The 26,687-nt window shown below is 61.5% G+C and carries 16 protein-coding genes; 13 read left to right on the forward strand and 3 right to left on the reverse strand.

What is annotated here, in order from left to right:
• Positions 1-364 precede the first annotated feature (364 nt).
• Both ACQ4OE_RS02180 and ACQ4OE_RS02185 read left to right on the forward strand, forming a co-directional pair.
• Positions 365-1,477: a substrate-binding domain-containing protein gene (locus ACQ4OE_RS02180; protein ID WP_122590711.1), complete on the forward strand. Its 1,113-nt coding sequence runs from the start codon at positions 365-367 to the stop codon at positions 1,475-1,477.
• Between the two features lie 202 nt (positions 1,478-1,679).
• On the forward strand, positions 1,680-14,177 hold the full coding sequence (locus ACQ4OE_RS02185; protein WP_430945512.1) for a filamentous haemagglutinin family protein: 12,498 nt from the start codon (positions 1,680-1,682) through the stop codon (positions 14,175-14,177).
• Between the two features lie 47 nt (positions 14,178-14,224).
• Here the strand turns inward: ACQ4OE_RS02185 and ACQ4OE_RS02190 are convergent, their stop codons facing one another.
• The 3 genes from ACQ4OE_RS02190 to ACQ4OE_RS02200 form a co-directional block, all read right to left on the reverse strand.
• Positions 14,225-14,518: a type II toxin-antitoxin system RelE/ParE family toxin gene (locus tag ACQ4OE_RS02190; protein WP_430945754.1), complete on the reverse strand. Its 294-nt coding sequence runs from the start codon at positions 14,516-14,518 to the stop codon at positions 14,225-14,227.
• Positions 14,499-14,693 carry a type II toxin-antitoxin system RelB family antitoxin gene (gene relB, locus ACQ4OE_RS02195; protein WP_430945513.1) on the reverse strand — a complete coding sequence of 65 codons (195 nt, stop codon included), beginning with the start codon at positions 14,691-14,693 and terminating at the stop codon, positions 14,499-14,501. Before relB ends, ACQ4OE_RS02190 begins: the two co-directional genes overlap by 20 nt.
• Before the next feature lie 255 nt (positions 14,694-14,948).
• Positions 14,949-15,896, reverse strand: a complete 948-nt coding sequence (locus tag ACQ4OE_RS02200) for a SphA family protein (protein WP_430945514.1) — start codon at positions 15,894-15,896, stop codon at positions 14,949-14,951.
• Between the two features lie 210 nt (positions 15,897-16,106).
• On the opposite strand from ACQ4OE_RS02200, the gene ACQ4OE_RS02205 reads away from it, so the two are divergent.
• From ACQ4OE_RS02205 to ACQ4OE_RS02255, 11 genes are all read left to right on the forward strand, one after another.
• The gene (locus tag ACQ4OE_RS02205) at positions 16,107-17,147 is read left to right on the forward strand and encodes an AraC family transcriptional regulator (RefSeq protein ID WP_430945515.1); all 1,041 of its coding nucleotides are present in this window, start codon (positions 16,107-16,109) and stop codon (positions 17,145-17,147) included.
• A gap of 64 nt (positions 17,148-17,211) precedes the next feature.
• Entirely contained in the window at positions 17,212-18,099 is an 888-nt protein-coding gene (locus tag ACQ4OE_RS02210; protein ID WP_430945516.1) for a Dyp-type peroxidase, read from the forward strand.
• A 10-nt stretch (positions 18,100-18,109) separates the two neighbouring features.
• Entirely contained in the window at positions 18,110-19,078 is a 969-nt protein-coding gene (locus ACQ4OE_RS02215; RefSeq protein ID WP_430945517.1) for a Gfo/Idh/MocA family protein, read from the forward strand.
• Positions 19,079-19,298: 220 nt separating this feature from the next.
• A complete protein-coding gene (locus tag ACQ4OE_RS02220; protein ID WP_038368826.1) occupies positions 19,299-20,051 on the forward strand; it encodes a GntR family transcriptional regulator in 753 nt (250 codons plus the stop codon).
• A complete protein-coding gene (locus ACQ4OE_RS02225; protein WP_430945518.1) occupies positions 20,048-21,778 on the forward strand; it encodes a fumarate reductase/succinate dehydrogenase flavoprotein subunit in 1,731 nt (576 codons plus the stop codon). The genes ACQ4OE_RS02220 and ACQ4OE_RS02225 overlap by 4 nt, the downstream gene beginning before the upstream one ends.
• Positions 21,779-21,804: 26 nt before the next feature.
• On the forward strand, positions 21,805-22,050 hold the full coding sequence (locus tag ACQ4OE_RS02230) for a 4Fe-4S dicluster domain-containing protein (protein WP_003225615.1): 246 nt from the start codon (positions 21,805-21,807) through the stop codon (positions 22,048-22,050).
• 237 nt (positions 22,051-22,287) lie between these two features.
• Positions 22,288-23,691, forward strand: a complete 1,404-nt coding sequence (locus tag ACQ4OE_RS02235; protein ID WP_430945519.1) for an ABC transporter substrate-binding protein — start codon at positions 22,288-22,290, stop codon at positions 23,689-23,691.
• Positions 23,692-23,822: 131 nt separating this feature from the next.
• Complete coding sequence (locus ACQ4OE_RS02240; protein WP_430945520.1) at positions 23,823-24,596, forward strand: ABC transporter permease; 774 nt, start codon at positions 23,823-23,825, stop codon at positions 24,594-24,596.
• Positions 24,596-25,444: an ABC transporter ATP-binding protein gene (locus ACQ4OE_RS02245; protein WP_430945521.1), complete on the forward strand. Its 849-nt coding sequence runs from the start codon at positions 24,596-24,598 to the stop codon at positions 25,442-25,444. Before ACQ4OE_RS02240 ends, ACQ4OE_RS02245 begins: the two co-directional genes overlap by 1 nt.
• On the forward strand, positions 25,441-26,400 hold the full coding sequence (locus ACQ4OE_RS02250; RefSeq protein ID WP_430945522.1) for a HEAT repeat domain-containing protein: 960 nt from the start codon (positions 25,441-25,443) through the stop codon (positions 26,398-26,400). The genes ACQ4OE_RS02245 and ACQ4OE_RS02250 overlap by 4 nt, the downstream gene beginning before the upstream one ends.
• Entirely contained in the window at positions 26,400-26,678 is a 279-nt protein-coding gene (locus ACQ4OE_RS02255; protein WP_430945523.1) for a DUF971 domain-containing protein, read from the forward strand. The genes ACQ4OE_RS02250 and ACQ4OE_RS02255 overlap by 1 nt, the downstream gene beginning before the upstream one ends.
• Positions 26,679-26,687 lie beyond the last annotated feature (9 nt).

The raw sequence follows: 26,687 nt of genomic DNA on the forward strand, positions 1-26,687 counted from the left end.
GGGCCAGTCAGAGCAACAAATTACCCAAACTATTTTCAGAGACCTCAGCACCACCCGACCCGCGATTCCGCCATCCTCGGGTTCTCCTTTCTGTCATCTGCAACCACCCGCCAACGCCTCCAGCCCGATTCAGCCAAACCCCCGATCCAGACGCGCCGCCGGCCTGGGCAAACACCCGAGAAAATCCCTCGAAAATCACCGTTCAGCTCCCGAGGTTTTTTCCTTTATCTGTCACCGGAAGCTGCGAATTTCTCAGTGCGACTTCACCACGGCCAGCGCCAGCGAGGGCCGCGTGAGTCTTCCCAGTGTCATGCAAGCAACCCCGAAACCTGTGTTCACAACCCAGTTGAAAAGGAGATTCTTCATGTTCAAGCGCACTCTGATCGCCGCCTCCCTGACCGTTGCCGCTCTGGCTTCCGCGCAAGCCATGGCCGTTACCGGTGGTGGTGCAACCCTGCCAGCCGCTCTGTACAAAGGTTCTGCCGACAGCATTCTGCCAGCCAACTTCTCCTACGCGGCCATCGGTAGCGGTGGTGGCAAGACTGCCTTCCTGACCAACAACCCGGCTGGTCTCAGCACCACTGGCACCGTGCACTTCGCCGGTAGCGACTCGATCCTCAGCACTGCGGAACTCAACACCTACACCACCACTTACGGCGCTTCGTTCGGTCCGCTGATCCAACTGCCTTCGGTAGCCACTTCCGTTGCCATTCCGTACAAGAAAGCCGGCCAGACTGCTCTGAACCTGACCAGCGCTCAGCTGTGCGATGCCTTCTCCGGCGCTAAAACCACTTGGGGCGCTTTGCTGGGCACGGCTGACACCACCCCGATCCGCGTTGTTTATCGCAACGTTTCCAGCGGCACTTCGGAAATCCTCAGCCGTCACTTGAACTCGGTCTGCCCGACCCAGTTCGCCACCAACTCCACCTTCACCAATGCTCGTCTGCCAGCCGGTTCGGCACTGCCGTCGAACTGGGTCGGCGTCGCTAACACTTCCGACGTCGCCACTACCGTGAACGCGGTTGACGGTTCGATCGGTTATGTCGGTCCGGACGGTGTTGACGCTACCAGCAACGCTGTTGTTGCTCGCGTCAACGGTGTTCAGCCTACTTCGCTGAACGTGACTCTGGCACTGTCGTCGGTGTCGGCTCCTTCGACGCCAGCCCAAGCTGCCAACCCTGCCAACTGGTCACCAGTGGTGGCTAACCCGGCATTGGGTTACAAACTCGCTGCCTACACTAACTTCATCTTCGGTCAGTGCTACAAGGACGCAGCCGTGGCCGCTTCCGTGAAGGCCTTCCTGACCACTCACTACAGCATCCCGGGCAACAACACCGCGACGCAGGCGCACAAGTTCGTCGCCGTGCCTGATTCGTGGAAAAACGCTGTAACCGCCAACTTCATCACCAACACGTCGGGCAACAACCTGGACATCAACAACACCACCGTGTGCAACACCATCGGTCGTCCTTTGTAAGCTCGGACTGTCGTAACAAAAATGGCGGCAACCTTCGGGTTGCCGCCATTTTTTTGCCCGACTACTCCTCGAACATGAAGTTTGTGTGACATCCGTTCGGTCGTGGCCCTCGCCAACGGCCTATGTCGTAACAGCAGGTTTTTGCAGGCCTGCGGCAGCTTTGGCCACCAAAGTGTGGCAATCAAAAAAGGATCTCGTAGTGATGCTCGCTCGCCCATCCCGTCGTCGTAGCAACGTTCAGTCCGCCAAACGTGAAGTCGTGGAGCCGACGCTGTGGCTGCTCAAGCCGTTGGCGCACGCGGTGGCGTTGTGTCTGGTGGCGGGCAGTGCGCAGGCGCAGACGGCGTTCAGTTCGAGCTGGTTTGCCGCCAAGGGTGCGGCGCAGCAAGCCGCAGCAGTACGGCCGAGCATGGGCGGTTTGCCGGGCATGACCCCGCCACTGGCTCAGCAGCAGAAGGCCAATCAGCAGTTGCAGCGCTCGATCCAGACCTTGAACAACACCGTCGCCGCGATTGCCGCGCAGCAAGCCGCTCAAGCGGCCGGACGCGCGGCGGTGCTGGGCACGGTGCAGTTTGTGCCGGACGGTCTGGGTGAGGGCGGCTTGAAAGTCGATAACAGCCTCGCCCAGGGTTGGCAGAACGCCAAGGGCCCGCAGCAGACTCAGGCCGATGGCAAGACCACGGTGAAGATCGAGCAGACCGCCGACAAGGCGATCCTCAACTGGGAAACCTTTCACGTCGGGCGCAACACCACCGTTGAATTCGCCCAGCAGGCGAACTGGGCAGTGCTTAACCGGGTCAACGATCCGAGCGCGCGGGCCAGTCAGATTCAGGGTCAGATCAAGGGCGCCGGTACGGTGATGCTGGTCAACCGCAACGGCATCGTCTTCAGCGGCAGCAGTCAGGTCAATGTGCGCAACCTGGTGGCGGCGGCGGCGAATATCACCGATATCCAGTTCCGCGACCGTGGGCTGTACTTCGACAGCACCGGCACTCAGCCGACGTTCACCGATGCCGTTGGCAAGGTACTGGTGGAGCGCGGCGCGTCCATCGAGACGCACAAACCGGCGGTGTCCACCGATGCCGGTGGTTATGCCTTGCTGCTCGGCAACGAAGTGCAGAACGACGGCAGCATCAGCACGGCCAAAGGGCAGACGGTGTTGGCTGCTGGTGATCGCTTTTACATTCGCAAAGGCTCGGGCACCGAGGGCAATGGCTTTTCGACGACGTTCGGCAGCGAGGTTACGCCGGGCTTCAAGGCCGGTGCCGTCGCCGGCAAAGTCACTAACAACGGGCTGATTCAATCCGCCACCGGCGACATCACCCTGGCCGGTCATGAGGTGGTGCAGAACGGTGTTTTGCTCGCCAGCACCTCGGTGTCCACGCGCGGCACGATTCATTTGTCCAACCCGAGCACCGACAGCACCGGCAGCGTCACGCTGGGGCAGGGCAGCGCCACGGCGATCATGCTCGACAGCAGCGACCTCACGGCGCTCGACAGTCAGCGCGACGCTGCCCTGACCGGGGTCAACGCCAACAACCGCATCCGTGGCGATCAATCGCGCATCGAGATCCAGAGCGGCGGCAGCGTTGAGTTCCAGAACGGCTCGATTACCTTGGCCACCGGCGGCCAGGTCGCGGTCAGTGCGCAGCGTCGCAGCATCGTTCGCGACGGCGCGATGATCGATGTGTCCGGGGCGCTGGGCGTCAAGGTCGCGATGGAAAACAACAACATCAAGATCAACGTGCAGGGCAACGAACAGCGCGACGCGTCGATCAACCGCGAGAAGGGCGCGCTCAACAGCAATGACGTCTGGGTCGATGTGCGCGAATTGGTCTACGTGCCGGCCGGCACCAACGGCTATGCCACGGATCGCTGGTACACGGCGGGTGGTTTGCTCGAAGTCGGTGGCTATCTCGGCACCCAGGGCCACAGCGTCGGCGAGTGGATGGCCCAGGGCGGTATGGTGAGTTTCGCCGGTAACGACGTGGTCACCGAGAAGGGGTCGCTGATCAATCTGTCCGGCGGCACGCTGGATGTGCAGAGCGGCCAGATTCGTCAGAGCTGGCTGCGCGGAGCCGACGGTAAACTTTACGAAGTCTCGCGCGCGCCGGGGGATTTGCTCTACACCGGGTTGTACAAAGGCTATGAGGACAGCAGCGAACGCTGGGGCCAGACGAGCTATTTCTACAACCCGTTGATCGCGCCGCGCTCACGTTATGAGTCGGGCTACACCGTCGGTCGCGACGCCGGACAACTGGTGATTGCTACCGCCAACGCTGTGCTCGATGGGCAGATGATCGGCGAGGTCTATCAGGGCGAACGGCAGAATCAGGCACCGAAAGCGGCGCTGGATGGCTATGAACAAAGTCAGACAGCGGTGGCGCGGCGGGCGCAATTGATCGTCGGCAGTTACGACCCGAGCTACGTCGCGGCGGCGAGCGGCTTGTTGTACACGCTCAATCCGACGCTGGATCAGGTGCAGATTGGCGGCGAGCGTCCGCTTGCTGGCAGTGATCCGGACCTGGCCGGTGCGGTGTCCGATGCGCGCAAGGGCAAGTTGTTTCTCGATCACGATCAACTCAATGGTTTGCGCCTCGGTGCGCTCAAAGTGGCGGCAAAGGATCAGGTCGTCGTCGACGGCGCACTGACGGTCGATAACGGTGGCGACATCACCCTGTATGCCCCGGATGTGCAGATCGGCGCTGACCTGACTGCGCGTGGCGGTAGCCTGCGCTTGGGCAACGTGCTCAATCAATTTCTCTCCAGCGATACCGCCGACACTCGGCTCACGGCCAAGGCCGACAAGGCGACGCAGGTCAATGTGGCCGACGGTGTGCGACTCGATACGCGTGGCGTGTGGAGCAATTTGCGCACGAACCCGGACGATGGCGCGAACCTCGCGTACTTGAATGGCGGCCTGGTATCGGTCCGCAGCAGTGGCGATATCGATATCGGCGCGGGCAGTCTGCTCGATGTGTCCTCCGGCGGCGCTGTGCTGGCCAATGGCAAGACCCGTGGTGGCAAGGGCGGCGACTTGACGCTGGAATCCAGCGCGATTTCTGCGCCCGGTGAAACCCACCTCAACCCTGAAGGTGAACTGCGTGGTTACGGTGTCACTGGCGGCGGCACGCTGACGGTGCAGGCCAACAAGATCCTCGTTGGCCAGACCGACCAGGCATTGGCCGACCACACCCTGCAACTGTCCGGTGATCTGTTCAGCAGGGGTTTTTCCGCTTACAACCTGATCGGCCTGAGCGGGCTGGATGTTGCCGAAGGCACCACGATTGACGTCACCCTGCCGGTGTACCGTTTTGGTGATGCCGCGCCGAATCAGGTCAGTGGTGTCGATCCGCAAACGGCGATGGAGCTGTGGACGCCGACGCTGTTCCAGGAAAACCCGACCAAGGGCGTGCTGACCCAACGCGGCGGCGCCAGCCTGACGCTGCAAGGTGGCGCGGCTCTGGTCAGCCTGATTGACCCAGCCAACAGCACGTTGACGCTGGGCCGTGGTTCGCGCATCAGCGTAGACCCGGGGCAGAGCATCAAGCTGCGCGGGGCGGGGCAGATTACGGTCGAAGGTGAACTGAATGCCTGGGGCGGGACGATTGATATTCGTCAGCAACAGTTTGGCGCGATCAACCCGGGCACCTCCAATCAAGTGGCGGATTCGACTGCGCACAACCGTTCGATCTGGATCGGCGAGCAGGCCGTACTGGATGTCGCCGGACGCGCCAATACGGCCATTGATGTTCTGGGGCGCACGTACGGTCAGGTCGGCAAGGGCGGCAGCATCATCATTGGTGGCGAAATTGACACGAAACTGGCGACGGCCACGGCGGCCGATGCCTATGTCATCGTTCGTCAAGGGGCTCGACTCGATGCGTCCGGCACCGAAGCTGTTCTCGATATCGCCGATCAGGGGCCGACCCGCGTGGCAACGGATGGCGGGCGCATCAGCCTGAGCTCCTACAACGGCTTGTTCATGGAGGACAGCTTGCGTGCGGCGGCCGGAGGTGTCGGCGCTGCCGGTGGGCGTCTGGAGCTGGCGCTTGAGGTCCCGTTGTACTTGGATTCGGCAGGCAATGCGGTGCGCGCGCCGAGGGAAATCATTATCGGCCAAGGCTCTGGGGACCAGAAGCTGTCCGCCAACCTGCGGCCGGGCGATGGCGACGATAGTTTGCGCTACGGGCAGACGCGCCTGAGTGCGGATGAGTTGATGGCCGGCGGTTTCGACAACCTGAGTCTGCTGAGCAACGGCTTGCTGTCGTTTGACGGTGACGTCAATTTGCACATGAACCAGAGCCTCAATCTGTATGCCGGGGCGCTCGCGCTGGCAGAAAATTCCACTGATGCGGCACGTATCGATTTGCGCGCGCCGTACCTGCGCCTGTCCGGTGTCGGTACTTACTTTGAAGCGCCCACCATGACGCGGCCACGGGTGATCCTCAACCCGACGAACCGACTGTCGCAGGCAACCTTCAATGCCTCGGCGAACCTGCTGGATGTGGGCAACGGGCTGTCGTTCGGTACCCAGGGTGCGATCTTGCAACAGCAAGGACCTGCCGTTGCCTACAGCCGCCGGGCATTCGGCCTGGTGTCGCTCGACAGCAGCGGTGACCTGCGTTTCCTCGCGCCCAATGACCGTGCCGAAAAAACCCGCCTGTGGACCCCGGGAGACTTGAATCTCGGTGCGGCGCAAATCTACCCCGGCACGGGCGTGCAGGCCGACGTCCGCGCCGGCTATCAGGGCGCCGACCGGGCGAACGAACACACCCTGCGGATCAGCGGTCGCGGCGCGGCACCTGCGGCGGTGCCTTATTCGGTATTCGGCAGTTTGACCCTGACCGCAGGCACCATCGAGCAGGGCGGGGTCATCCGTGCACCGTTGGGCCTGATTACCCTGGGTGACGATGTTCTGACCGCCACACGTGAGGTGCGCCTGTTGCCGGGCAGCATGACGTCGGTCAGCGCCGCCGGGCTGGTCATGCCTTACGGTGGCACCACCGACGGCATCGACTATCGCTACAACGACAAGTCGGTCATCTTGAATGGCATCACTGGCCAAACCAATGGCGTGGTCGTCAACTCGCAATACATCGATGTCCAGAGTGGTGCGACCCTCGATCTGTCCGGTGGCGGTGATCTTCGCGGCGCCGGTTTCGTTTCCGGGCGTGGCGGCTCCACCGATGCCCGTCTCAATCCGTTGGTGCGCAATGCCGCCGACGGCACCTTCAGCTTGCCAGGGCTTGCGAGCAATCCGGTGTACGCCATCGTGCCGGGCAATCAGAGCGTCTATGCGCCGGTGTTGGCAGAGGCCGCTGCAGTGGATCCGCGTGTCGGCCAGCAGATCACCCTTGGCGCGGGCGTGCCCGGTCTGGCAGCCGGCACTTACACCTTGTTGCCCTCCAATTTTTCCCTGTTACCGGGGGCGTTCCGGGTTGAAGTCAACGGTCAGGCGACGCCGAGCGGGACGACGCGTGCGCTGCAACTGCGCAACGGTTCCTGGACCAGCAGCGGGCAGATGTCGATTGCCAATACCGGTTTGCGTGACAGCCTCGCCAGTCAGGTGATCCTGACGTCAGCCGATGTGTTGCGCCGCTACTCGCAATACAACGAAACCAGCTTGACTCAGTTCATTTACAGCGACGCCGCGCGACGGGGCGTACCCCGTGCGCTGGCACCCATGGACGGCAAGACGCTGGACTTGCGTCTGAACGCCGGTGGCGAACAAGACATTGCTTTGCAGTTCAACGGGCAGGCGCTGTTCAAGGCCGCCGAGGGTGGCTTTACCGGCACCGCCGTACTGCGCGGGGGCAATGCCGGCGCGAACTTTGAAATCCTTGGTGCAGGGCATGCGCCAACCGCTGACTTCGATGGCGTCTCGGTCTACGCGGACACGCTCAACAACCTCAATGCCGGACGCCTGAGCATCGGTGCGATGCCGAATGTCGTGTACGGCAACTCGGCCAACATCATCGGATTCCTTGGCACCAGCAAAGACATTGTTCTGCGTGAAGGGGCGATCCTGTCAGCGCCGGAAGTCTTGTTGCGCACCACGTCGACCCTTGGTGGCATCACGGTCGAGGCGGGGGCGGGGATCAATACCCTGGGACGCGGCGATGTGGCCTACGACTCAACGGCCGGCTATTTCTATCAGCCTGACCAATCCAGCCTGTTGCTCGCTTCCAACGGCTGGACCCACGTTCTGGCGCCGAAAGCGGCCCGCGGCATTTCCGGCGGCGGCAGCATCCGCATCGGTGTCTGCACCACGACTGTGTGCAGCAACCCGGCAATCCTTTATTCGGACGGCAGTCTGACGGCCGCCACGGATAATCAGTTCGAGCTCGACGAGGCGGTGCGTTTCGGCACGCGCCACCTGGCGCTTTCGGTCGGCTCGGTCAACGCCGGCAGCGCCGAAGCACTGGCAGCGGCAGGCAGTCGCGTACCGGCGGGGTTGATGCTCAACCAGAGTGTGCTCAATCGACTGTTGCGTGGCGATACGCAGTACGGCGCACCGGCGCTGGAAACCCTGAGCCTGACCACTCGCGATGCTTTCAATTTCTACGGCAGCGTGAGCCTCGACACCCTCGATCCGCAGACCGGCCAAAGCAAATTGCAGAATCTGCTGCTGGTCACCCCGGCGATTTATGGCTGGGGCGATGCCGGTGATGTGGCGAGCATCCGCACCGCCAACCTGATCTGGAACGGCGCCACGCAAAGCCCCGGCGCTGTTATCACCGACGGCGCCGGCACGGGCACTGGCACGCTGGACATTCAGGCGCAGCGTATCGAGTTGGGTTACGACCCGATGCCGCAAGCGAGCGGCCTGGACCAGAACAATCGTCTGGCGCTGGGCTTTGCCAATGTCAACCTGACGGCCAGCGACCGCATCACCGCCAATCACAAGGGCAGCCTGGCGGTGTATCAGGAGCAGGGCGCTTACGACCCGGTCAAGGGTTACAGCTACAGCGGCGGTAACCTGAATCTGCGTACGCCGTTGCTTACCGGCGAAGCGGCGTCGGTGAGTTTACTCAAGGCTGGCAACAATCTGACGCTCAGCGGTGGCGGGGCTGCCGGGGCGGCGGACGCGCTGGGTGCCGAGTTGAACCTTGAGGCACGCAATGTCGTGCTCGATAGCCGTATCGCCCTGGCCAGCGGCAAGCTGACGGTCAAGTCCGAAGGCGATTTGACTCTGGGCAGCGCTGCGGTGCTGGACATGGCCGGGCGTACGTTGCCGTTCAACGATGTGAACAAATACAGCTGGGGCGGCGACGTGTCGCTGTACAGCGCCAATGGCAATATCCGGCAGGCGGCGGGCTCGCGGATTGATCTGTCGGCGAAGAATAATCAGGCCGGCAACCTCACGGCCACCGCGCTGGCCGACGCGGCCGGGACAGTCGATTTGCAGGGTGAAATCCTCGGCAGCAGTAGTGGTTATTACGATGCCGGCGGCACGCTGGTGCCGTACAAGGCCGGGGGCGTGGACATCCGCGCGCAAAACCTCGGCGGGGATGCCACGGCGCAGTTCGCCGCGCTCAATCAACGCCTGAACGCCGGACAGGTGTTCGGCAGCCGCAGTTTGCAGCTCAAGCAAGGCAATCTTGTGATCGGCGATGGCCTCAAGGCTGGTGACATCAATGTCTCGGTGGACAACGGCAGCCTGACGGTGGCCGGTCTGATCGACGCCAGTGGCGAGCGCGTCGGCAACATTCGTCTATCGGCGAAAAACGGTCTGGCGCTGGCCGGCAACAGCGTGCTCGACGCCCATGGCCGCGTGTTGCGCGTCGACAGCTACGGCAAGATCATCGATGCGCCGAACCGCGCCACGGTGGAGCTCAATTCCGGCGAGGGCGTGCTCACGCTGGCGTCCGGCGCGCGGATCGACCTGCGTCACGGCACCGATGCCGTGCCCGGTTTCCTTGCCGGGCAACACGACGGCATGCTGCGCGGTACCCTGGAATTGAACGCGCCGCGTCTGGGCAGCAATGACATTGCCATCGACGCCAGCGGTGCGTTGACCATTCAGGGCGCTCGCTCCATTGGCCTCAACGCTACACGCCGCTACACCGATGCCCGCGATGGCGTCGATCAAGCGGTCAGTGGCCGACCGTATCAAGTCATCGATCAGGCCATGCTTGATAGCATCCATGGCGACAGCAACAGCTTCATCAATGCGGCGCTGGGCAACAACGATCTGCTGAAACGCAAACTCGCCGGTCTGAACAACGCTGCCTACGCCGATGCATTCCATTTGCGTCCGGGCGTGGAAATCGCCAGCAAAACCGCCGACGGCGACCTGGTGGTGGAGGGCGATCTGGACTTGTCCGGTTATCGTTACGCCAGTCTCAACCCGCACACGCGATTGAACCCGACGGTGTATGGCTCTGGTGAGGCCGGTAGCCTGGTCATCCGCGCGGGTGGCAATCTCGATATTTACGGCAGCATCAACGACGGTTTCGCGCCGCCGCCGGAAACTCAGGATGATGCCGGCTGGAAATTGATTGCCGGTGTGCAGCCGTTCGGCGGTGATCTGATCGTGCCGGGCAGCGGTGTTTCGTTGGCTGAAGGGACACAGTTCCCGGTCGGCGCCACGCTCAATTACGACGTGACAATTCAGGGCGCGGTGTTGGCCAGCGGCACGTTGCTGCCGACTCAGGCAGTGTTGGCTGAGGCGTATACCTTTAGCGCCGGCACGGTGTTGGCCGGGGCCATCCATGATGCGAGTGGCAACCTGCTGTACGCGGCGGGGACGTTGCTAAGTGACAGTGTGACGGTGCCGGCGAACAGCCGTTTGGGTGCCGGTATCCGTCTGAACAAGGCGACGAGCCTGCAAGCCATGAACTGGCCCAAAGGCGTGCCGTTGCCGGGGGTTTACAACGCCGACCTGCAAAGCGTTTCCGGGGTCAGGCTGAGTGGTTCGCTGGCATTGCTGCGCGGATCGCTGATTCCTTCCATGACCGACGTGAAACTGGCCGACGGCACGTCTTTGATCGAACTTCGTCCCTTCAATGGCACACAACAGGGTAAAAACTGGGCGGTGGCGAGCATGCTGCCCGCGGGCAGTGCCTCCTGGTCGATGCGCGCGGTGGCCGGCGCCGATCTTGGGGCGGCGGACAGCCGCGCGGTGAAGCCGGTATTGACCGATGGCAATCTGCGCCTGGCCGATGCTCATTACGGTGTGACCGTGACGACGGGTACCGGAACAATGGTCTGGGCGCCAGGCAATCCCTACGATCTGCCGGGGTATAACCCGGTGCCCGATGACCAGTTGTTCATGTGCGATTTGATTCCGGGACTTTGTCAGCCGATGGCGCGTTGGGTCTGGGCGCCAGGCAGCGGGTTGGGGGGTGATTACGAGCCGGTGCCTGAAGAGGCGCTGATCCTCTGTGACATCTACCCTAACCTGTGTATCGGCAATAATCCGGGCACAACCGCCAAAGCTCGTAGCCAGATGTTCAGCGTCCTGCGCACCGGCACGGGAGATCTCGACCTGATCGCCGCCGGCAACCTGAGCATGGACTCGCCGTTCGGCGTGTATACCGCAGGCACTCAGTCAGCCAACGTTGATCCGCTCTATAACCAGAAACGCGGGCATCTCTCGGACAGCGATTCGGTGCTGGGCACAGCGGGTGCTGACTATGAGAAATGGGTCAACGGTGGCGCGGACAGCTTGTATCAAGCCTGGTATCCGCAGATGGGCGGCAACCTGACGATCAACGCCGGGGGCTCGGTTTCCGCCGATTCAGTAGGCAAGAAGGCGCTATCGTCGGGTGGCGGTTTCCGTGAGCAGATTGCCAGCGCGTCAGTGGGTAACTGGCTGTGGCGCCAAGGCACAGGCAATCCGGATGTGCCCACCGCCTGGTGGATCAACTTCGGTAGTTACGCCACTCAGTTGATGACAGCCGACGGCAATACCGAACCGTATCTGATGGGCTTCACCGGTTTCGGCACCTTGGGCGGCGGTAACATCAGCCTGCGTGCCGGAGGTGACGCCGGTATGCTCAAACCGTTGGGCGATGCCATCAATTATCCGCGCAGCCAAGGGCTTATCGTTGCCGTGGGCAGCACAGGTCGTGTCGCCAGCGATGGCAGCGTGCAGATGACCGGCGGCGGCGATATGGATATTCGTATCGGCGGCGCACTCAACCCATCGCTGCAAGCGCGGGCCGGGGATAACGGGACTCGGCCGCCGAGGCACGATCTGCAAGGGACGCTGATCAATTTGCGCGGGGCGGCGCAATTGACGGGCGGGGCACTGGGCGGCATCAATCTGCAATACGGTGCCATTTCACAGTCGCATGATGTCCGTGAAACCCGACCGCTGGATCCTTTCACCTCGACCACCAGCAACGCGTCCGGTGGTCTGGTGCTGATTCCTGGTGACTCGGGCATGAGCCTCAACACCCGGGGTGATCTGGTGCTGGGCGGCGCGGCCGATCCCGGACGGGTGCGTCTGTTCAATGCCACGCCATTGTTCGATAACAGCGGCAATATGGGTGCCGGCGGCATCCTGAGCGGCTTCTCGCTCTGGACCGATCACACCGCCATCGATCTGTTTTCCGCCGGCGGCAATCTCACGCCGAGTACTCAATTGGCAGAGGTCGACAGCAATCTTTTCCCGGTGAGCGGCGCCAATACCTCGCCCACCGATGGGCGCTTTGTCTATCCGTCGATTCTTCGGGCTGTGGCGGCTCAGGGGTCGATTTATGCCGGTCCATCGGCGGCATACGGCGAGGGCAACGCAGCGCCAACTACCGCGTATTCACTGTTGTTGGCACCTTCGACAGCTGGACAACTCGAACTGTTGGCCGGCGATTCCATCTATGCCGGTGGCTATGCGATCAATCAATCCGGCGCTAGCCCACTGGCCATTGCCACGCCTTTCAAACCGGCATTCCAAGCCTTCGCCAGCAGTAGGGTCCAGACGCCCCTCAACAGCAACTACGCCAGCGACGGTGTTAAGCCTGAGGCCAATTCGCGTTATCCGTTGTTCGCTTTTGGCCCCAACAGCTATTCCGGATTGAATGACGTGCAGGGGCCGGCACGGTTCTATGCCTTGACCGGCGATCTGGTGGGGATACGCAGTGGCGAGACGTTGAACTTTGGTGTGTCCAAACGTACCTGGTATGAAGCGGCAGGCCCGGTCTGGATGATCGCCGGGCGCGACATCGTGGCGTCAGGGACCAACTTGGGCCAACCGACAACCGTGCAGCCTAATGAAATGGGCGTAGGTCAGGAGAACATCACCTCAAGCGGCAACCTGTTCGTGCATAACGACCCGCGAGACGTATCGCGAGTGTCCGCAGGCCGAGACATTCTCTACAGCAGCTTCGATATTGCCGGACCGGGCACGCTGGACATCAATGCCGGGCGCAACATCCTCATGGAGAACCGCGCCAGTATCACCAGCCTGGGTTCCTTGGTGGCCGGGGATCAGCGGCCGGGCGCCAGCGTGGTGTTGCAGGCGGGCGTGGGCGCGCAGGGGCCGGATTACTCGCGCTTCATCGCCCGTTACCTGAACCCGCAGAACACTGCCAACCCGAATGCCTCTCTCAATGGCCAGCCGGGCAAAGTGGTCAAAACGTACGTTGATGAATTGCAGAGCTGGCTGACCCTCGGCTATGGCTTCAGTGGTGATGCCGAGCAGGCCCAGGCGTTTTTCTCCGCGCTGCCAACCGCCGAGCAAGCGATCTTCGCCCGTCAGGTGTACTTCGCCGAACTGCGTGCTGGTGGCCTGGAATACAACGATGTCGATGGCCCGCGCAAAGGCAGTTACCTGCGTGGTCGCAACGCCATTGCTTCGCTGTTCCCGACCACTGATGTGGCGGGCAACGCGATCCGTTATGACGGCGATATCACGCTGTACGGCGGCGCCGGGGTCAAGACGCTGTTCGGCGGCGACATCCAGATGCTCACGCCGGGCGGCGGTCAGGTGTTCGGCATCGAAGGTGCGGCGCCGCCATCGACGGCGGGGATCATCACCCAGGGCTCGGGCAACATTCAGCTCTACTCGCAGGGCAGCATTCTGCTGGGTCAGAGCCGGATCATGACCACCTTCGGCGGCTCGATTCTCGGCTGGTCGGCCGAGGGCGATATCAACGCCGGTCGCGGTTCGAAAACCACCGTGGTCTACACCCCGCCGAAACGTGTTTACGACACTTGGGGCAACGTGACCCTGTCGCCGTCAGTGCCGAGCACCGGCGCCGGTATTGCCACGCTCAACCCGATTGCCGAAGTGAAGCCCGGCGACATCGACCTGATCGCGCCGCTGGGCACCATCGATGCCGGCGAAGCGGGGATTCGCGTCTCGGGCAACGTCAACATCGCCGCCCTGACGGTTGTCAACGCTGCGAACATTTCGGTGCAGGGCAAATCGACCGGCGTGCCAGTGGTATCGGCAGTCAACACCGGTGCGATCACCTCGGCCAGCTCCGCTGCATCCTCGGCCACGCAAGCGGCGGAAGACGTCGCGCGTCAGCAGCAAGCGGCCTCACGGCAGAACCAGGCCTCGGTGTTCACCGTGCAAGTGCTGAGCTTCGGCAACGAACAACTCGCCCCATCGCGCGATGGCGCCAGCCGCACCCCGGCCCCGGGTTACAACCCGAACAGCCCGGTGCAGGTGTTGGGGGCAGGGGCGCTGGATGAACAGGCGAAACAGCAGTTGACCGAGGAGGAACGCGGGCAACTGACCTTGTAAACGACTCTCGTGCAGTACGTTTGGGCGGCCACTTGGCCGCCCTTTTTTTATGTTGATGAGGTTCGTGGGTATTGTTGTCGAGTGTGGACTAACGTCAGTATTTTGATCCGCCCGTTCACTCGATAGACCATTACATAGTTTGGATTGACCACCATTTCCCGAGTGCCTGGCGCTCGACCGGGTCTGTAACCATAGGGAATTGATGAAAGCCTTTGCGTTGCTGCACCGACCTTGCGCTGCAAAGCCGCTGAAGCGTTGGAATTGTATTGTTCAACGTAATCGATAATGTCAGCCAGATCGTCCAGAGCCTGATTGCTCCATTCAAGCGGCAGCGCGTCGATTCTTGCGTTTCTCTTCTAATAGTTGGTCGAGCCGTACCATGGCTTCCTCCTGGGGAATGCCCGGGCGAGGATCATCCAGTGCAGCCTGCACCTTGGCACGAAACCATCGATCATAGCTCTCTGCCTCTTCTTCGGATTCGAACTCAGAATAAAACGGGGAAAGCAAAATGCTCATAGTGACCTCCGTGATCAATCTTAAGCAGTCTAAGGGGGGGATGGCCCATTGTCGTCACTGGCAGACGATGCATCCCATGAATTCTCGGGGAATCATGGGGTTGCGGAGCCCAGTATCTGTAAGTACCCCTTTTAAATCTGCCGGACGTTTCTCACAGTTGTCCGGCAAACTCGACCGCCTCTGTAGGCATATTCCACCACCCCGGTTTTCATATTTACAGCCTACAAAACCGGGTGTGTTTTCCTACAAATGCACTCATAAAGCATACGGAATACTGACTTTCGCCCAAAGCATTTCCCCCTCAGGCCGGTTCTCGACATCGAGTTCCTTGGCCCAGCGGATCTCCGCGCTGGCGTATTTGAGGAAGGTGAAGTGCAGCGCCGGGCCGATCGCGAACACCTTGCCGCGCACGCCATCATCGACGTCTTGCCCGGCGAACTGCACGGTGTGGCCGAACTGTTTGTCGTCGGTGGTTTGCTTGAGGTAGTAGCCGTTGATGCCGAGCATCAGGTCGTCGGTGATCTTGTAGCTGGCCGAATAATCGAAGTGGAAGATCTGCCCGGATTTGTAGTCGGTGTCTTTGTTCTTCTCGTTGAAGCTGTAAGTGGTCTTCATCGAGACTTCGGTTTTTTCGGTTGGCAGCCAGGTGAACGAGAACAACGGCTTGTAGGTGTAGAAATTGTTGCTGGTGTTGGCCAGCCGATCGACGCTGTATTCGCCGGTCGGCACGGTGATCTCCAGCGCGGCGCCGAGTGTCAGGTCCTTGCCCATGTCCCACAGAATGATCGGCGCGACGGTGGTATCGCCCATGCCTTCGCGGGTGTCGTCCAGACCGAACACCGAGACTTCCTGTTTCAACCACGGCTGGGCGATGTACCCGGCCAAGCGCCCGCCGAAGACGCGCACCGGGCTCAGGTAGTCGAGGCGCGGGATCACTGCCGTGGATTCGATTTCGACGTTCGGCACCTTGCCGCCGAGCGAGCTGATGTTGAGTTTCCGCGACTTGTAATGGTTGTAGTAGACGTTGAACGCGACCATGTTCTCCGGAAGGCTGTCGACTTCCAGCGGCAGCATGAAGAAACCGTCGGTGCCAGGGCCGATGTTGTCGACCCCGGCTTCGGTGGCCAGCGCCGGTAGGGTCGCGGCGCAGCCCAGCAAAGAAAGGGCCAGGTTCAGGGGCAAAGTCGCGCGGTTCGGGTGCATATCCGTCCTCATTATTATTGTGTTTGGGCGCAACGCCGGCATGCAGGACGTCCGGCACTATAGAAATAAGCGCTTGGCGCCCGGCGGGGCAGGGTTTTCGCGGCCATTGAGGGGGGCTTCTGCGGACAGTCGTCCAAGCCTGTGCTAACTTCTTTCGACATAACCGGTAACAAAAATAACAATCAAGCTTGATCCGGAATGTCATCCCCCATGAACGTAAAAGTCCAAGACCCGACCTTTGAACTGGCGCTGGTCTCGCCATTTCTCCTGCAAACCCTCGCCGATGTCGTGCAGAACAAGGGCATCGACCCCGAAAGCCTGTGCCGTGGCCTGGGTTTTACCCTCGAAGATCTGCAGGATCCGACGCAACGGATTTCCTATCGTCAGGCCGTGGCGATGATCCAGCGCGCGCTCAAAGTGCTGCCCAATCAGGGTCTGGGCCTGTGGGTTGGTGCGCAGAACGTACTCGGCACCCTCGGGCTGCTCGGCCATGTGCTGTCGCTGTGCAAAACCTTGCGCGACGCTTTTGCCTTGGGCATCCGTCATCAGCACACCTCGGGCGGGATTGTGGTGTCGAGCGTCGATGTGGTCGGCGGGCAGGTGCATCTGGACGCTGAATGTCGCTTGCCGTTTGCAGATGTGCAGGTGTTTGCGGTCGAGGAGTTTTTCGCCAGTTTGCTGGTGTATGGCCGCGCGTTGGTCGGGGAGTCATTCAAGGCCATTGCCATGGAGTTCGTGCATGCCGCGCCGGATTACCTGAGCGAATACCATCGCCTGCTGGGGCCGGAGGTGCGTTTCGGTTGCTTGCACAATCGCATGCTGATCGATGCGCAATGGCTGGACGTCAATCTGCCTACCCATCATTCACTGGCATTGCGTCAAGCCGTCGCGTTGCTGGAGTTGGAAGCCGCGCAGGTGCATCAGAAGCTTGATCTGATTCAGGCGGTGGAGCGGGCGATTGCCCGGGATCTGAGTCGCGGCAGCCATATCGAAAAGATTGCCGGTGATCTGAACATGAGCAGCCGCACCTTGCGCCGGCGTCTGACCGAGCATGCGCTGACGTTCGAGGCGCTGTTGGAGCAGGTGCGGCAGGCGCGGACCCTGAGTTTGCTGGCCAATCCGGATATGCCGATCGAGCGGATTACCGAGGAGGTCGGTTACAGCGATGTGCGCAGTTTTCGCCGGGCGTTCAAGCGCTGGACAGGGTTGAGCCCTAGCGCCTGGCGGCAGGAAAGCTCCGCCACTGTTTGAATGCTTCAACCCCACAAATCCTCCGGCCACAGGTAAACTCCGCGCACTTTTTCAAGGAGTTCACATGAGTTACTACCAGCCGGGCATTCTCGCCACCCCCGTTCCTGCGCAAGCACGTCACCTGTTTTTCGTCCTCGAGTCGGTTGAAGCACTGCCGCAGGCGTTCGACAACCTGATCAATCAGGTGGATGGCAAGTCAGCAGTGGTCGGTTTCGGTGAGTCCCTGGTCAAGGCGCTGAACGTTGAGATCGACGGCCTGCGCAGCTTCCCGGCCATGAGCGGCGTCGGTGTGGAAAACCCGTCGACCCAACACGCCTTGTGGGTGTGGCTGCACGGTGTCGACCGTGGGGAACTGCTCAACCGTTGCAACGCCCTCGAAGCCGCACTCGCGCCGGCCCTGCGCCTGGTCGAGATGCAGGAAGCCTTCCGCCACAAGGAAGGCCACGACCTCACCGGCTACGAAGACGGCACCGAAAACCCCCACGACGAAGCCGCCATCGCTGCGGCCCTGCAAAGTGCCGGCCCTGATGGCACGGTCGGTGGCAGCTTCGCCGCGATCCAGCAATGGCAGCACGACCTCAAGGGTTTTCACAAGCTCTCGTCTGACGACAAAGACAACATCATGGGGCGTCGCCTCAGCGACAACGAAGAGATCGACGACGCGCCAATCTCCGCCCACGTCAAACGCACCGCGCAGGAAAGCTTCGCGCCGGAAGCGTTCGTCGTGCGCCGTTCGATGCCGTGGATCGAAGGCGACCGCGCCGGCCTGATGTTTCTCGCGTTCGGCTTCTCGCTGGATGCCTTCGAAGCGCAACTGCGGCGTATGAGCGGTCTCGAAGACGGCATCACCGATGGCTTGTATCGCATGAGCCGGCCGATCACCGGCGGCTACTACTGGTGCCCGCCGCTGCAGGACGGTCACCTCGATCTGCGCGCCTTGCGCATCGGCTAAAGGAACCGACATGGACGTGGTGCGCTGGGGCATGATCGGTTGTGGCAGCGTCGCCGAACGCAAGAGCGGGCCGGCCTTCTACAAGGCACCCGGTTCGGCGCTGATGGCGGTGATGGGCCGACGTCTAGAGGCCGTGAGCGACTACGCCGCGCGCCACGGTATCGCCCGGGTCTACACCGACGTCGATGCGCTGATCAACGATCCCGAGGTGGACGCTGTGTACATCGCCACGCCGCCAGACAGCCACCACGCCTATAGCCTGAAAGTCGCCGCCGCCGGCAAACATTGCTGCGTCGAAAAACCGATGGCGCTGAATGCCGGGCAAAGTCGCGAGATGCAGCAGGTGTTCGCCGAGGCCGGTCTGCACCTGTTCGTTTCCTACTATCGCCGTTCGTTGCCGCGTTTTGCGCAGGTACGGCAATGGTTGGAGGAGGGGCGCATTGGCGAGGTCCGGCACCTCAGCTGGGCGTTGACCAAAGCGCCGTCTGCGGCGGATCTGCAGGGCGGCGAAAACTGGCGCACCGATCCGTCAGTCGCCGGTGGCGGTTACTTCGCCGACCTGGCGAGCCACGGTTTGGACCTGTTCCAGTATCTGCTCGGCGACATTGTCGAAGTGGCTGGATTCACGGCACGTCAGGCCGGTTTGTATGCGGCGGAAGATGCCGTCAGCGCCAGTTGGCGATTCGCCTCCGGGGCGCTGGGTATGGGCTGCTGGAGCTTTGTCGCGGATCGGCGCGAGGATCGCGTCGAGATCATCGGCAGCCTCGGACGGATCAGTTTTTCCGTGTTTGATGAGCATCCTGTGCAACTGCATGCGGATGAAGTCGTCAGCCTGGAAATCCCTCATCACGAACACATTCAGTGGCATCACGTGCTGGGTATGAATGCGCATATTCGGGGTGATTCACAACATCCCGCCGTCGCCGAGCAAGCGCTCAAGACTGACTGGGTCATGGATCAGATCCTCAAACGCCACTGACCTTACCGACCGACACAAACCCCTGTGGGAGCGAGCCTGCTCGCGAAAGCGGTGTGTCTGTTTCAAAAATACTGTCTGACGCACCGCCTTCGCGAGCAGGCTCGCTCCCACATTGGGCAGTGCGTCGTCGCGTCTAAGGTTATGCCCATTCGGTATTTCTCAACCTTGTCATAACAACTCTAAGATCACGTCATAACTCGTTATAACAAGTGATCCCGTGATGACCGATAACGTTCTCTCCCTCAGTAGCGTTCCTCTGCACACCCAATTACGCGACGTCCTCCGTGCGCGCATTCTCGACGGCGAATACCCGCAAGACAGCCAGATGCCGTCCGAAAGCGAGCTCGGTGCACTGTTCAAAGTCAGCCGCATCACCGTGCGCCAGGCCTTGGGCGATCTGCAAAAAGAAGGGCTGATCTTCAAGATCCACGGCAAAGGCACCTTCGTCGCCAAGCCGAAAACCTTTCAAAACGTCAGCAGCCTGCAAGGCCTTGCCGAGTCCATGACCGGGCGTGGCTACGAGGTGATCAACCGCCTGCGCAGCTTCAAGTTCATCCCCGCCGACAAGCGTGTCGCCGAGCGTTTGCAGGTCGCCGAGGGCGAGACCGTCGCGCAGATCAAGCGTGTACGGTTGATCAATCGCGAGCCGATTTCGCTGGAAATCACCTACCTGCCCAAAGCCGTCGGCGAGCGGTTGGAGAAGGCTGATCTGGTCACCCGCGACATCTTCCTGATCCTCGAAAACGACTGCGGCATCGCCCTCGGCCACGCTGATCTGGCCATCGACGCGGTGCTGGCCGACAGCGACCTGACTCAGGCGCTCAACGTCGAGGCTGGCTCGCCGATCATGCGCATCGAACGCCTGACTCATGACGCACAAGGCCAGCCACTGGATTTCGAACACCTTTACTACCGTGGCGATGCGTTCCAGTACCGCCTGCGGATCGACCGGCAAAAAGGGGAGCAGGCATGACCCGCAACGTTCTCGAACAGGAATACGACATCGTCGTCATCGGCGGCGGCACCGCAGGCCCGATGGCCGCGATCAAAGCCAAGGAAAAGAACCGCGACTTGCGCGTGTTGCTGGTCGACAAGGCCAACGTCAAACGCAGCGGCGCGATCAGCATGGGCATGGACGGCCTGAACAACGCGATCATTCCCGGCCACTCGACGCCAGAGCAGTACACCAAGGAAATCACCATCGCCAACGACGGCATCGTCAATCAAGCCGCTGTGTACGCCTATGCGACGCACAGCTTCGAAACCATCGAACAACTCGACCGCTGGGGCGTGAAGTTCGAAAAGGACGAAACCGGCGATTACGCGGTGAAAAAAGTCCACCACATGGGCGCCTACGTGCTGCCGATGCCGGAAGGGCACGACATCAAGAAAGTCCTTTATCGCCAGTTGAAACGTGCGCGGGTGAGCATCACCAATCGCCTGGTTTGCACGCGTCTGCTGACCGACGAGGAGGGCACGGTCAACGGTGTGATGGGCTTCGATTGCCGCACCGCCGACTTCCATGTGATCAAAGCCAAAGCGGTGATCCTCGCCTGCGGCGCTGCCGGACGTCTCGGTCTGCCGTCGTCGGGCTACCTGATGGGCACCTACGAAAACCCGACCAACGCCGGCGACGGCTACGCGATGGCGTATCACGCCGGCGCCGAACTGGCCAACCTCGAATGCTTCCAGATCAACCCGTTGATCAAGGATTACAACGGCCCGGCCTGCGCTTACGTCACCGGCCCGCTGGGCGGTTACACCGCCAACAACAAGGGCGAACGCTTTATCGAGTGCGACTACTGGAGCGGGCAGATGATGTGGGAGTTCCACCAGGAACTCGAAAGCGGTAACGGTCCGGTGTTCCTTAAACTCGATCACCTGGCCGAAGAAACCATCCAGAACATCGAAGAGATTCTGCACAGCAACGAGCGCCCGAGCCGTGGCCAGTTCCACGCCAATCGCGGCACCGATTACCGCACGCAGATGGTCGAAATGCACATCTCCGAAATCGGTTTTTGCAGCGGTCACTCGGCGTCTGGCGTGTGGGTCAACGAACGCGCCGAGACGTCGGTGAAAGGCTTGTACTCGGCGGGCGACATGGCCGCCGTGCCGCATAACTACATGCTTGGCGCGTTTACCTACGGCTGGTTTGCCGGGCACAACGCCGCCGATTTTGTCGCCGGCCGCGAGTTTTCCGCGCTGGATGGCGAGCAGATCGAAAAGGAAAAGGCTCGGGTCTACGCACCGCTGGATCGCGAGCACGGTCTGCCGCCGGCGCAGGTCGAGTACAAGCTGCGACGCTTCGTTAACGACTACCTGCAACCGCCGAAAGTGACCAAGAAAATGCAGATCGGCCTGCAACGCTTCAGCGACATCGAACGCGATCTCGATCAGATGAAGGCCAACAACGCCCATGAACTGATGCGCGCGATGGAAACCAGCGTGATCCGTGACTGCGCCGAAATGGCTGCGCGCGCCTCGTTGTTCCGCGCTGAAAGTCGTTGGGGCCTGTACCACTATCGCGTCGATCATCCGCAACGCAATGACAGCGAGTGGTTCTGCCACTGCCACCTGAAAAAGGGCGATGACGGGCAGATGACCAGTTTCAAGAAAGCCGTCGAGCCTTACATCATCCCGCTCGATGCTGAAGAAATGCAGGCCTACGACCGCTTGCGGGTCGGCGCTTTCGCCGCTTGATGCACTACTAAAAGAGAGTCCGGACCATGGCCTATCAAGCTCAGGAAATCTTCTTCCGCTCCAACGCCCCCGTCACCGTGGACGAGGACAAATGCATCGCCGAAAAGGGCTGCACCGTGTGTGTCGACGTTTGCCCGATGGACTTGCTGGCGATCAACCCGGCGACGCAGAAGGCTTACATGGCGTTCGATGAATGCTGGTACTGCATGCCGTGCGAGAAGGATTGCCCGACGGGCGCCGTCAAAGTCGACATTCCCTATTTATTGCGTTGATTGAAAGGGCTCATCGCTGGCAAGCCAGCTCCCACAGGTTTCTCGGCTGTTTGCACAATTTATGTCCCACCGCAAATCCCTGTGGGAGCTGGCTTGCCAGCGATGAGGCCCGCCTGGACAACATAAGAGCCATCCGGAAACACCCGGACGCTGGATTCACCGAAAACCCCTCGTTTCCCACCGCGCCCTGATCGCGGCGGAGACGAACTCAAATAAATGATTCGAGGGGAAACAACCATGTTGCGTGCAGCAATCGCCGGTCTGGTACTGGCTTCGTTTACGTTGTCGGCCTCGGCCGAAACCATCCGCATCGCCATCGGCACCCAGGACACCACCATCAACTGCGCCGCTGGCGGCCTGTTGATTCGTGAACTTGGCCTGCTCGACAAATACCTGCCCCACGACGGCGCCTACAAAGACGCCAAGTACGACGTGCAGTGGAAGAACTTCACCAGCGGCGCGCCGCTGACCAACGAGATGGTCGCCGGCAAACTCGACTTCGGCGCGATGGCCGATTTCCCCGGTGCGTTCAACGGTGTGGCGTTCGAAACCGCCGGCAAGCACAGCCTGTTTATCAGCGTGTTGTCGGGGAGCATCAAGGGCAGCGGCAACGGCATCGTCGTGCCGAGCGCCTCGGGCGTGCAGTCGCTAGCCGAGCTGAAAGGCAAGACAATTTCCGTGCCGTTCGCTTCCACTGCCCACGGCATGTTGCTGCGTGCCGTGGCGGCGCAGGGCTGGGATCCGCTTAAGGATGTGAACATCATCGCCCAGCCACCGGAGGTTGCCGGCTCCGCGCTGCAGGCCGGCAAGATCGACGCTCACGCCGACTTCGTACCGTTCGCCGAACTGTTCCCGAGCCGTGGTTTTGCTCGCAAGATCTACGACGGTGCCCAAGCCAATGCGCCAACGTTCCACGGTGCGTTGGTGGATCAGGCCTACGCCAAAAAATACCCGGAAATCGTCGTCGCTTACCTGCGCGCCAGCATCGAGGCCAATCAACTGCTGGCAGCTGAGCCGGAGAAGTACAGCGAGCTGATCGCCAAAGTCACCGGTGTTGATGCTGAAGTGAATTATCTGTTCCACGGCCCGCTCGGCGTGCAGACCCGTGACCTGAGCTGGAAGCCTGAATATCGCCAAGCGGTCGGCACTGCCATCGACACGTTGAAGCTGCTGAAGAAGGCTGATCGCGGGCTCGATCTGAATAATTTCATTGACGATCAATACATCCGCGCGGCGTTCAAGGCCTCGAATCTGGATTACACGGCGCAGTTGGCGAATTACGCGCAGACGCCGCTGAAAGCCACGGATGCGGCGACCGGTAAAGCGATCACTGACTTCAGCCACGTTGCCGAAATCTGGGTGCGCGGTGAGGACAAAGTGCGCCAATACGCCTCGGCGGAAGAGGCGTTTAGCGCGCTGGCGGCTTTGAAGCAGGAAGGTAAAAACGTTCGTGCGGTGTATGCGCAGGCCAGTGACAGTGGGATCAAGTTGCTTGCCGAACAAGCCTGGTTTGCCAGTGATGCGAAAGGGCGTCTGAGCGCGTTTTTGCTCAAGGGGCAGGCGCAGCAATATGCCTCGGCACAGGGCGGCAAAGTCCTCGACTTCACCGACGCCACCACCCAGGCCGTCGCCAGTCGTTAACTCAAACGTAGATCGTTCCCATGCTCTGCGTGGGAATGCCTCAATGGACGCTCTGCGTCCGCTTTGGATGTGACGCGGAGCGTCACGGGATGCATTCCCACGCAGAGCGTGGGAACGATCAGAGGTGATATATGTTTTCACGCTGGATCCCCCGAGCCGCATCCTTGCTGCTCTGCCTGCTGTTCTGGCAACTCGCCGCCAGCCATCACTGGAACCTCGGCCTCGTCACCTTCGCCAACGTGCCGACACCCATCGCCGTGATCGAAGCCGCGTTGGGCCTCGGCGACTCGGGCAAGCTCCTGCAACACCTGACCGCCAGCCTCAGCCGCGTCTTCGCCGGTTATCTCGCGGCATTGCTGATCGGCATCGCCCTCGGCCTGGCCATCGGCCGCTCGAAATGGGCCGAAGACCTGCTGCTGCCACCGCTGGAAGTCCTGCGCCCGATCCCCGCTGTCGCGTGGATTCCACTGGCGATCCTGATGTTCCCGTCCTCGGAACTGTCGATGGTCTTCATCACCTTCACCGGCGCACTGTTCCCGATCCTGCTCAACACCGTGCACGGCGTGGAAGGCGTCGACCCACGCCTGATCGCGTCGGCGAAAAGCCTCGGGGCAGGGCGCCGCGCAATCCTGTTGGAGGTGATTTTGCCGGGCGCTGCGCCGAGCATCGTCACCGGTCTGGCGATCGGCATGGGCACGTCGTGGTTCTGTCTGGTCACGGCAGAAATGATCTCCGGCCAGTTCGGCATCGGTTACTACACCTGGGAGTCCTACACCATCCAGAACTACGCCGACATCGTCGTCGGCATGCTGCTGATCGGTGTGCTGGGCATGGGCAGCAGTCTGCTGATCAAACGTCTGGGCGGGCTGTTCACGCCTTGGCATCGACCGCGAGGAAAAGCCTGATGAGCGTGATGCAAACCCCGGAAGGGCGGATCGATATTCGCCAATTGTCCATCGTCCTCGGCCAAGGAAGTGAAGCGTTCGAAGCGGTGCGGGAGCTTGATTGCCAGATCGAACCGGGCCAGTTCGTGTGCATTCTCGGCCCGTCCGGTTGTGGCAAATCGACCTTGCTCGGTGCCTTGGCCGGGCATTTGAGTGCGCACGCCGGCAGCCTCAAAGTCGATGGCGGCGAAGTGTCCGGGCCGTCACCGCAACGCGGCATGGTGTTCCAGCATCACACGCTGTTTCCGTGGCGCACGGTGCGCGACAACGTGGCCTTCGGCCTGAAGATGCGCGGCATCGGCAAGGCTGAACGGCATCGCGCCGCTGACGACATTCTCAAACTGGTCGGTCTCGAAGGCTTTGCCGAACGCTGGCCCGATCAGCTTTCTGGCGGCATGCAGCAACGCGTGGAAATCGCCCGGGTGCTGGTCAATCGCCCGCGCCTGTTGCTGATGGACGAGCCATTCGGCGCGCTGGATGCGCTGACCCGCCTGAACATGCAAGAGCTGTTGCTGGACATCTGGACGCGCATTCGCACCACCGTAGTGTTCGTCACCCACGACATCGACGAGGCGCTGTTTCTCGCTGACCGCTTGCTGGTGATGAGCGCGCGGCCGGGGCGGATCATCGAAGACTTGCGCCTCGATTTCGCCCGGCCACGCACCAGCGAACTGGTGACCAGCCCCGAATTCTCGCGCCTCAAACGCCACTGTCTCAATCTGCTGCGCCATGACGACGACCGACCGCTGCCGCGCCTCAATCCGCTCGGCCTGCCTCCTGAAAACCCTTTGCCGCGATTTGCCCTATGACCTCTATTTTTGCTCTGACCGATAACGATGACATCCTCGCCCTGCAACCGCGCCTGACGGCCGACGATGCCGGCGTGCGACGTATTGCGCTGATTGATCTGGCGGATCTCGAAGAGCCCGATGGTTTGCTCTGGCTGGTTGATCGCTTGGGGCAGGATCCCGCTGAAGAAGTCCGCGCGGAAGCCGCGCGATTGCTCGAGGCCTGGGAAGATGAGGAAGTCGTGCAGGCCTTGTGTGAAGCCTTGACCGACCCGTCGCCCGCCGTGCAATCCGCTGCCGCGCAGAGCCTGAGCCTGCTCAAGACTGAAGCGGCGGGGCGGGTGATTCTGCCGTGGACCGATCACGCCGGCGTCAGCGTGCGCATCGCCGCATTCCGCGCCTTGCGTGAACTGCGCTTCGCCGACGCCGCACCGGCTGCGGTTTCTGCGCTGAACGACGCCGACGCAAGCGTTCGCCGCGAAGCCGTCGGCGTGCTGGGTTGGCTCAAGCAACTCGACGCATTGCCTGCCTTGGCGCGTCTGGCCAGCGATGACCCGGACACCGAAGTCCGCCGCGCTGCCACCGGTGCGCTGGGCCTGGCCTCCAGCGCCGAAGTCCTGCCGGCCCTGCGCCGAGCATTACAAGACAACGCCTGGCAAGTGCGCGAAGAAGCCGCGACGACCTTGGGCAAAGTCGGCCATATTGACGCGGGCTCAGCGTTGGTTGAAGCCTTGAGCGACGACTATTGGCAAGTGCGCCTGCGCGCCACCCGCAGCCTCGGTCGCCTGCGTTTCGCCCCGGCGCTGGACGCCTTGATCGAAACCCTCGGCCATCGCATCAGCAACCTGCGCAAAGAGGCCGCGCTGGCCTTGGGTGAACTGAATGATCGCGGCGCCGTGGCCGCGTTGCAGGCCGCGCAGGATGACGGCGACCCGGAAGTGCGCAAAGCCGTACGCATCGCTTTGAGTCAGTTGTAATGAACCCGCTGTCGGTGGGGAATTCGCAAAGCGAAGGCACCTTGCGCTTGAGTTGGCCGGATGGGCGCGAATCCGTGTTCAAACACGCCGAACTGCGCCGCCAGTGCCCGTGCTCGCAGTGCCGCGCGTTTCGCCTGAAAGGCCTGACGCCGGTGGTGGATGACCGCGTGCGTCTGATCGAACTCAACCCCCAGGGCTACGGCGTTCAACTGATTTTCAGCGACGGCCATCAACGCGGCATTTACCCGTGGCAATACTTGGCAAACCTCAATCCTTAACCCCAACGA

This window comes from Pseudomonas sp. WC2 (assembly GCF_050586545.1).
Lineage (GTDB): Bacteria > Pseudomonadota > Gammaproteobacteria > Pseudomonadales > Pseudomonadaceae > Aquipseudomonas.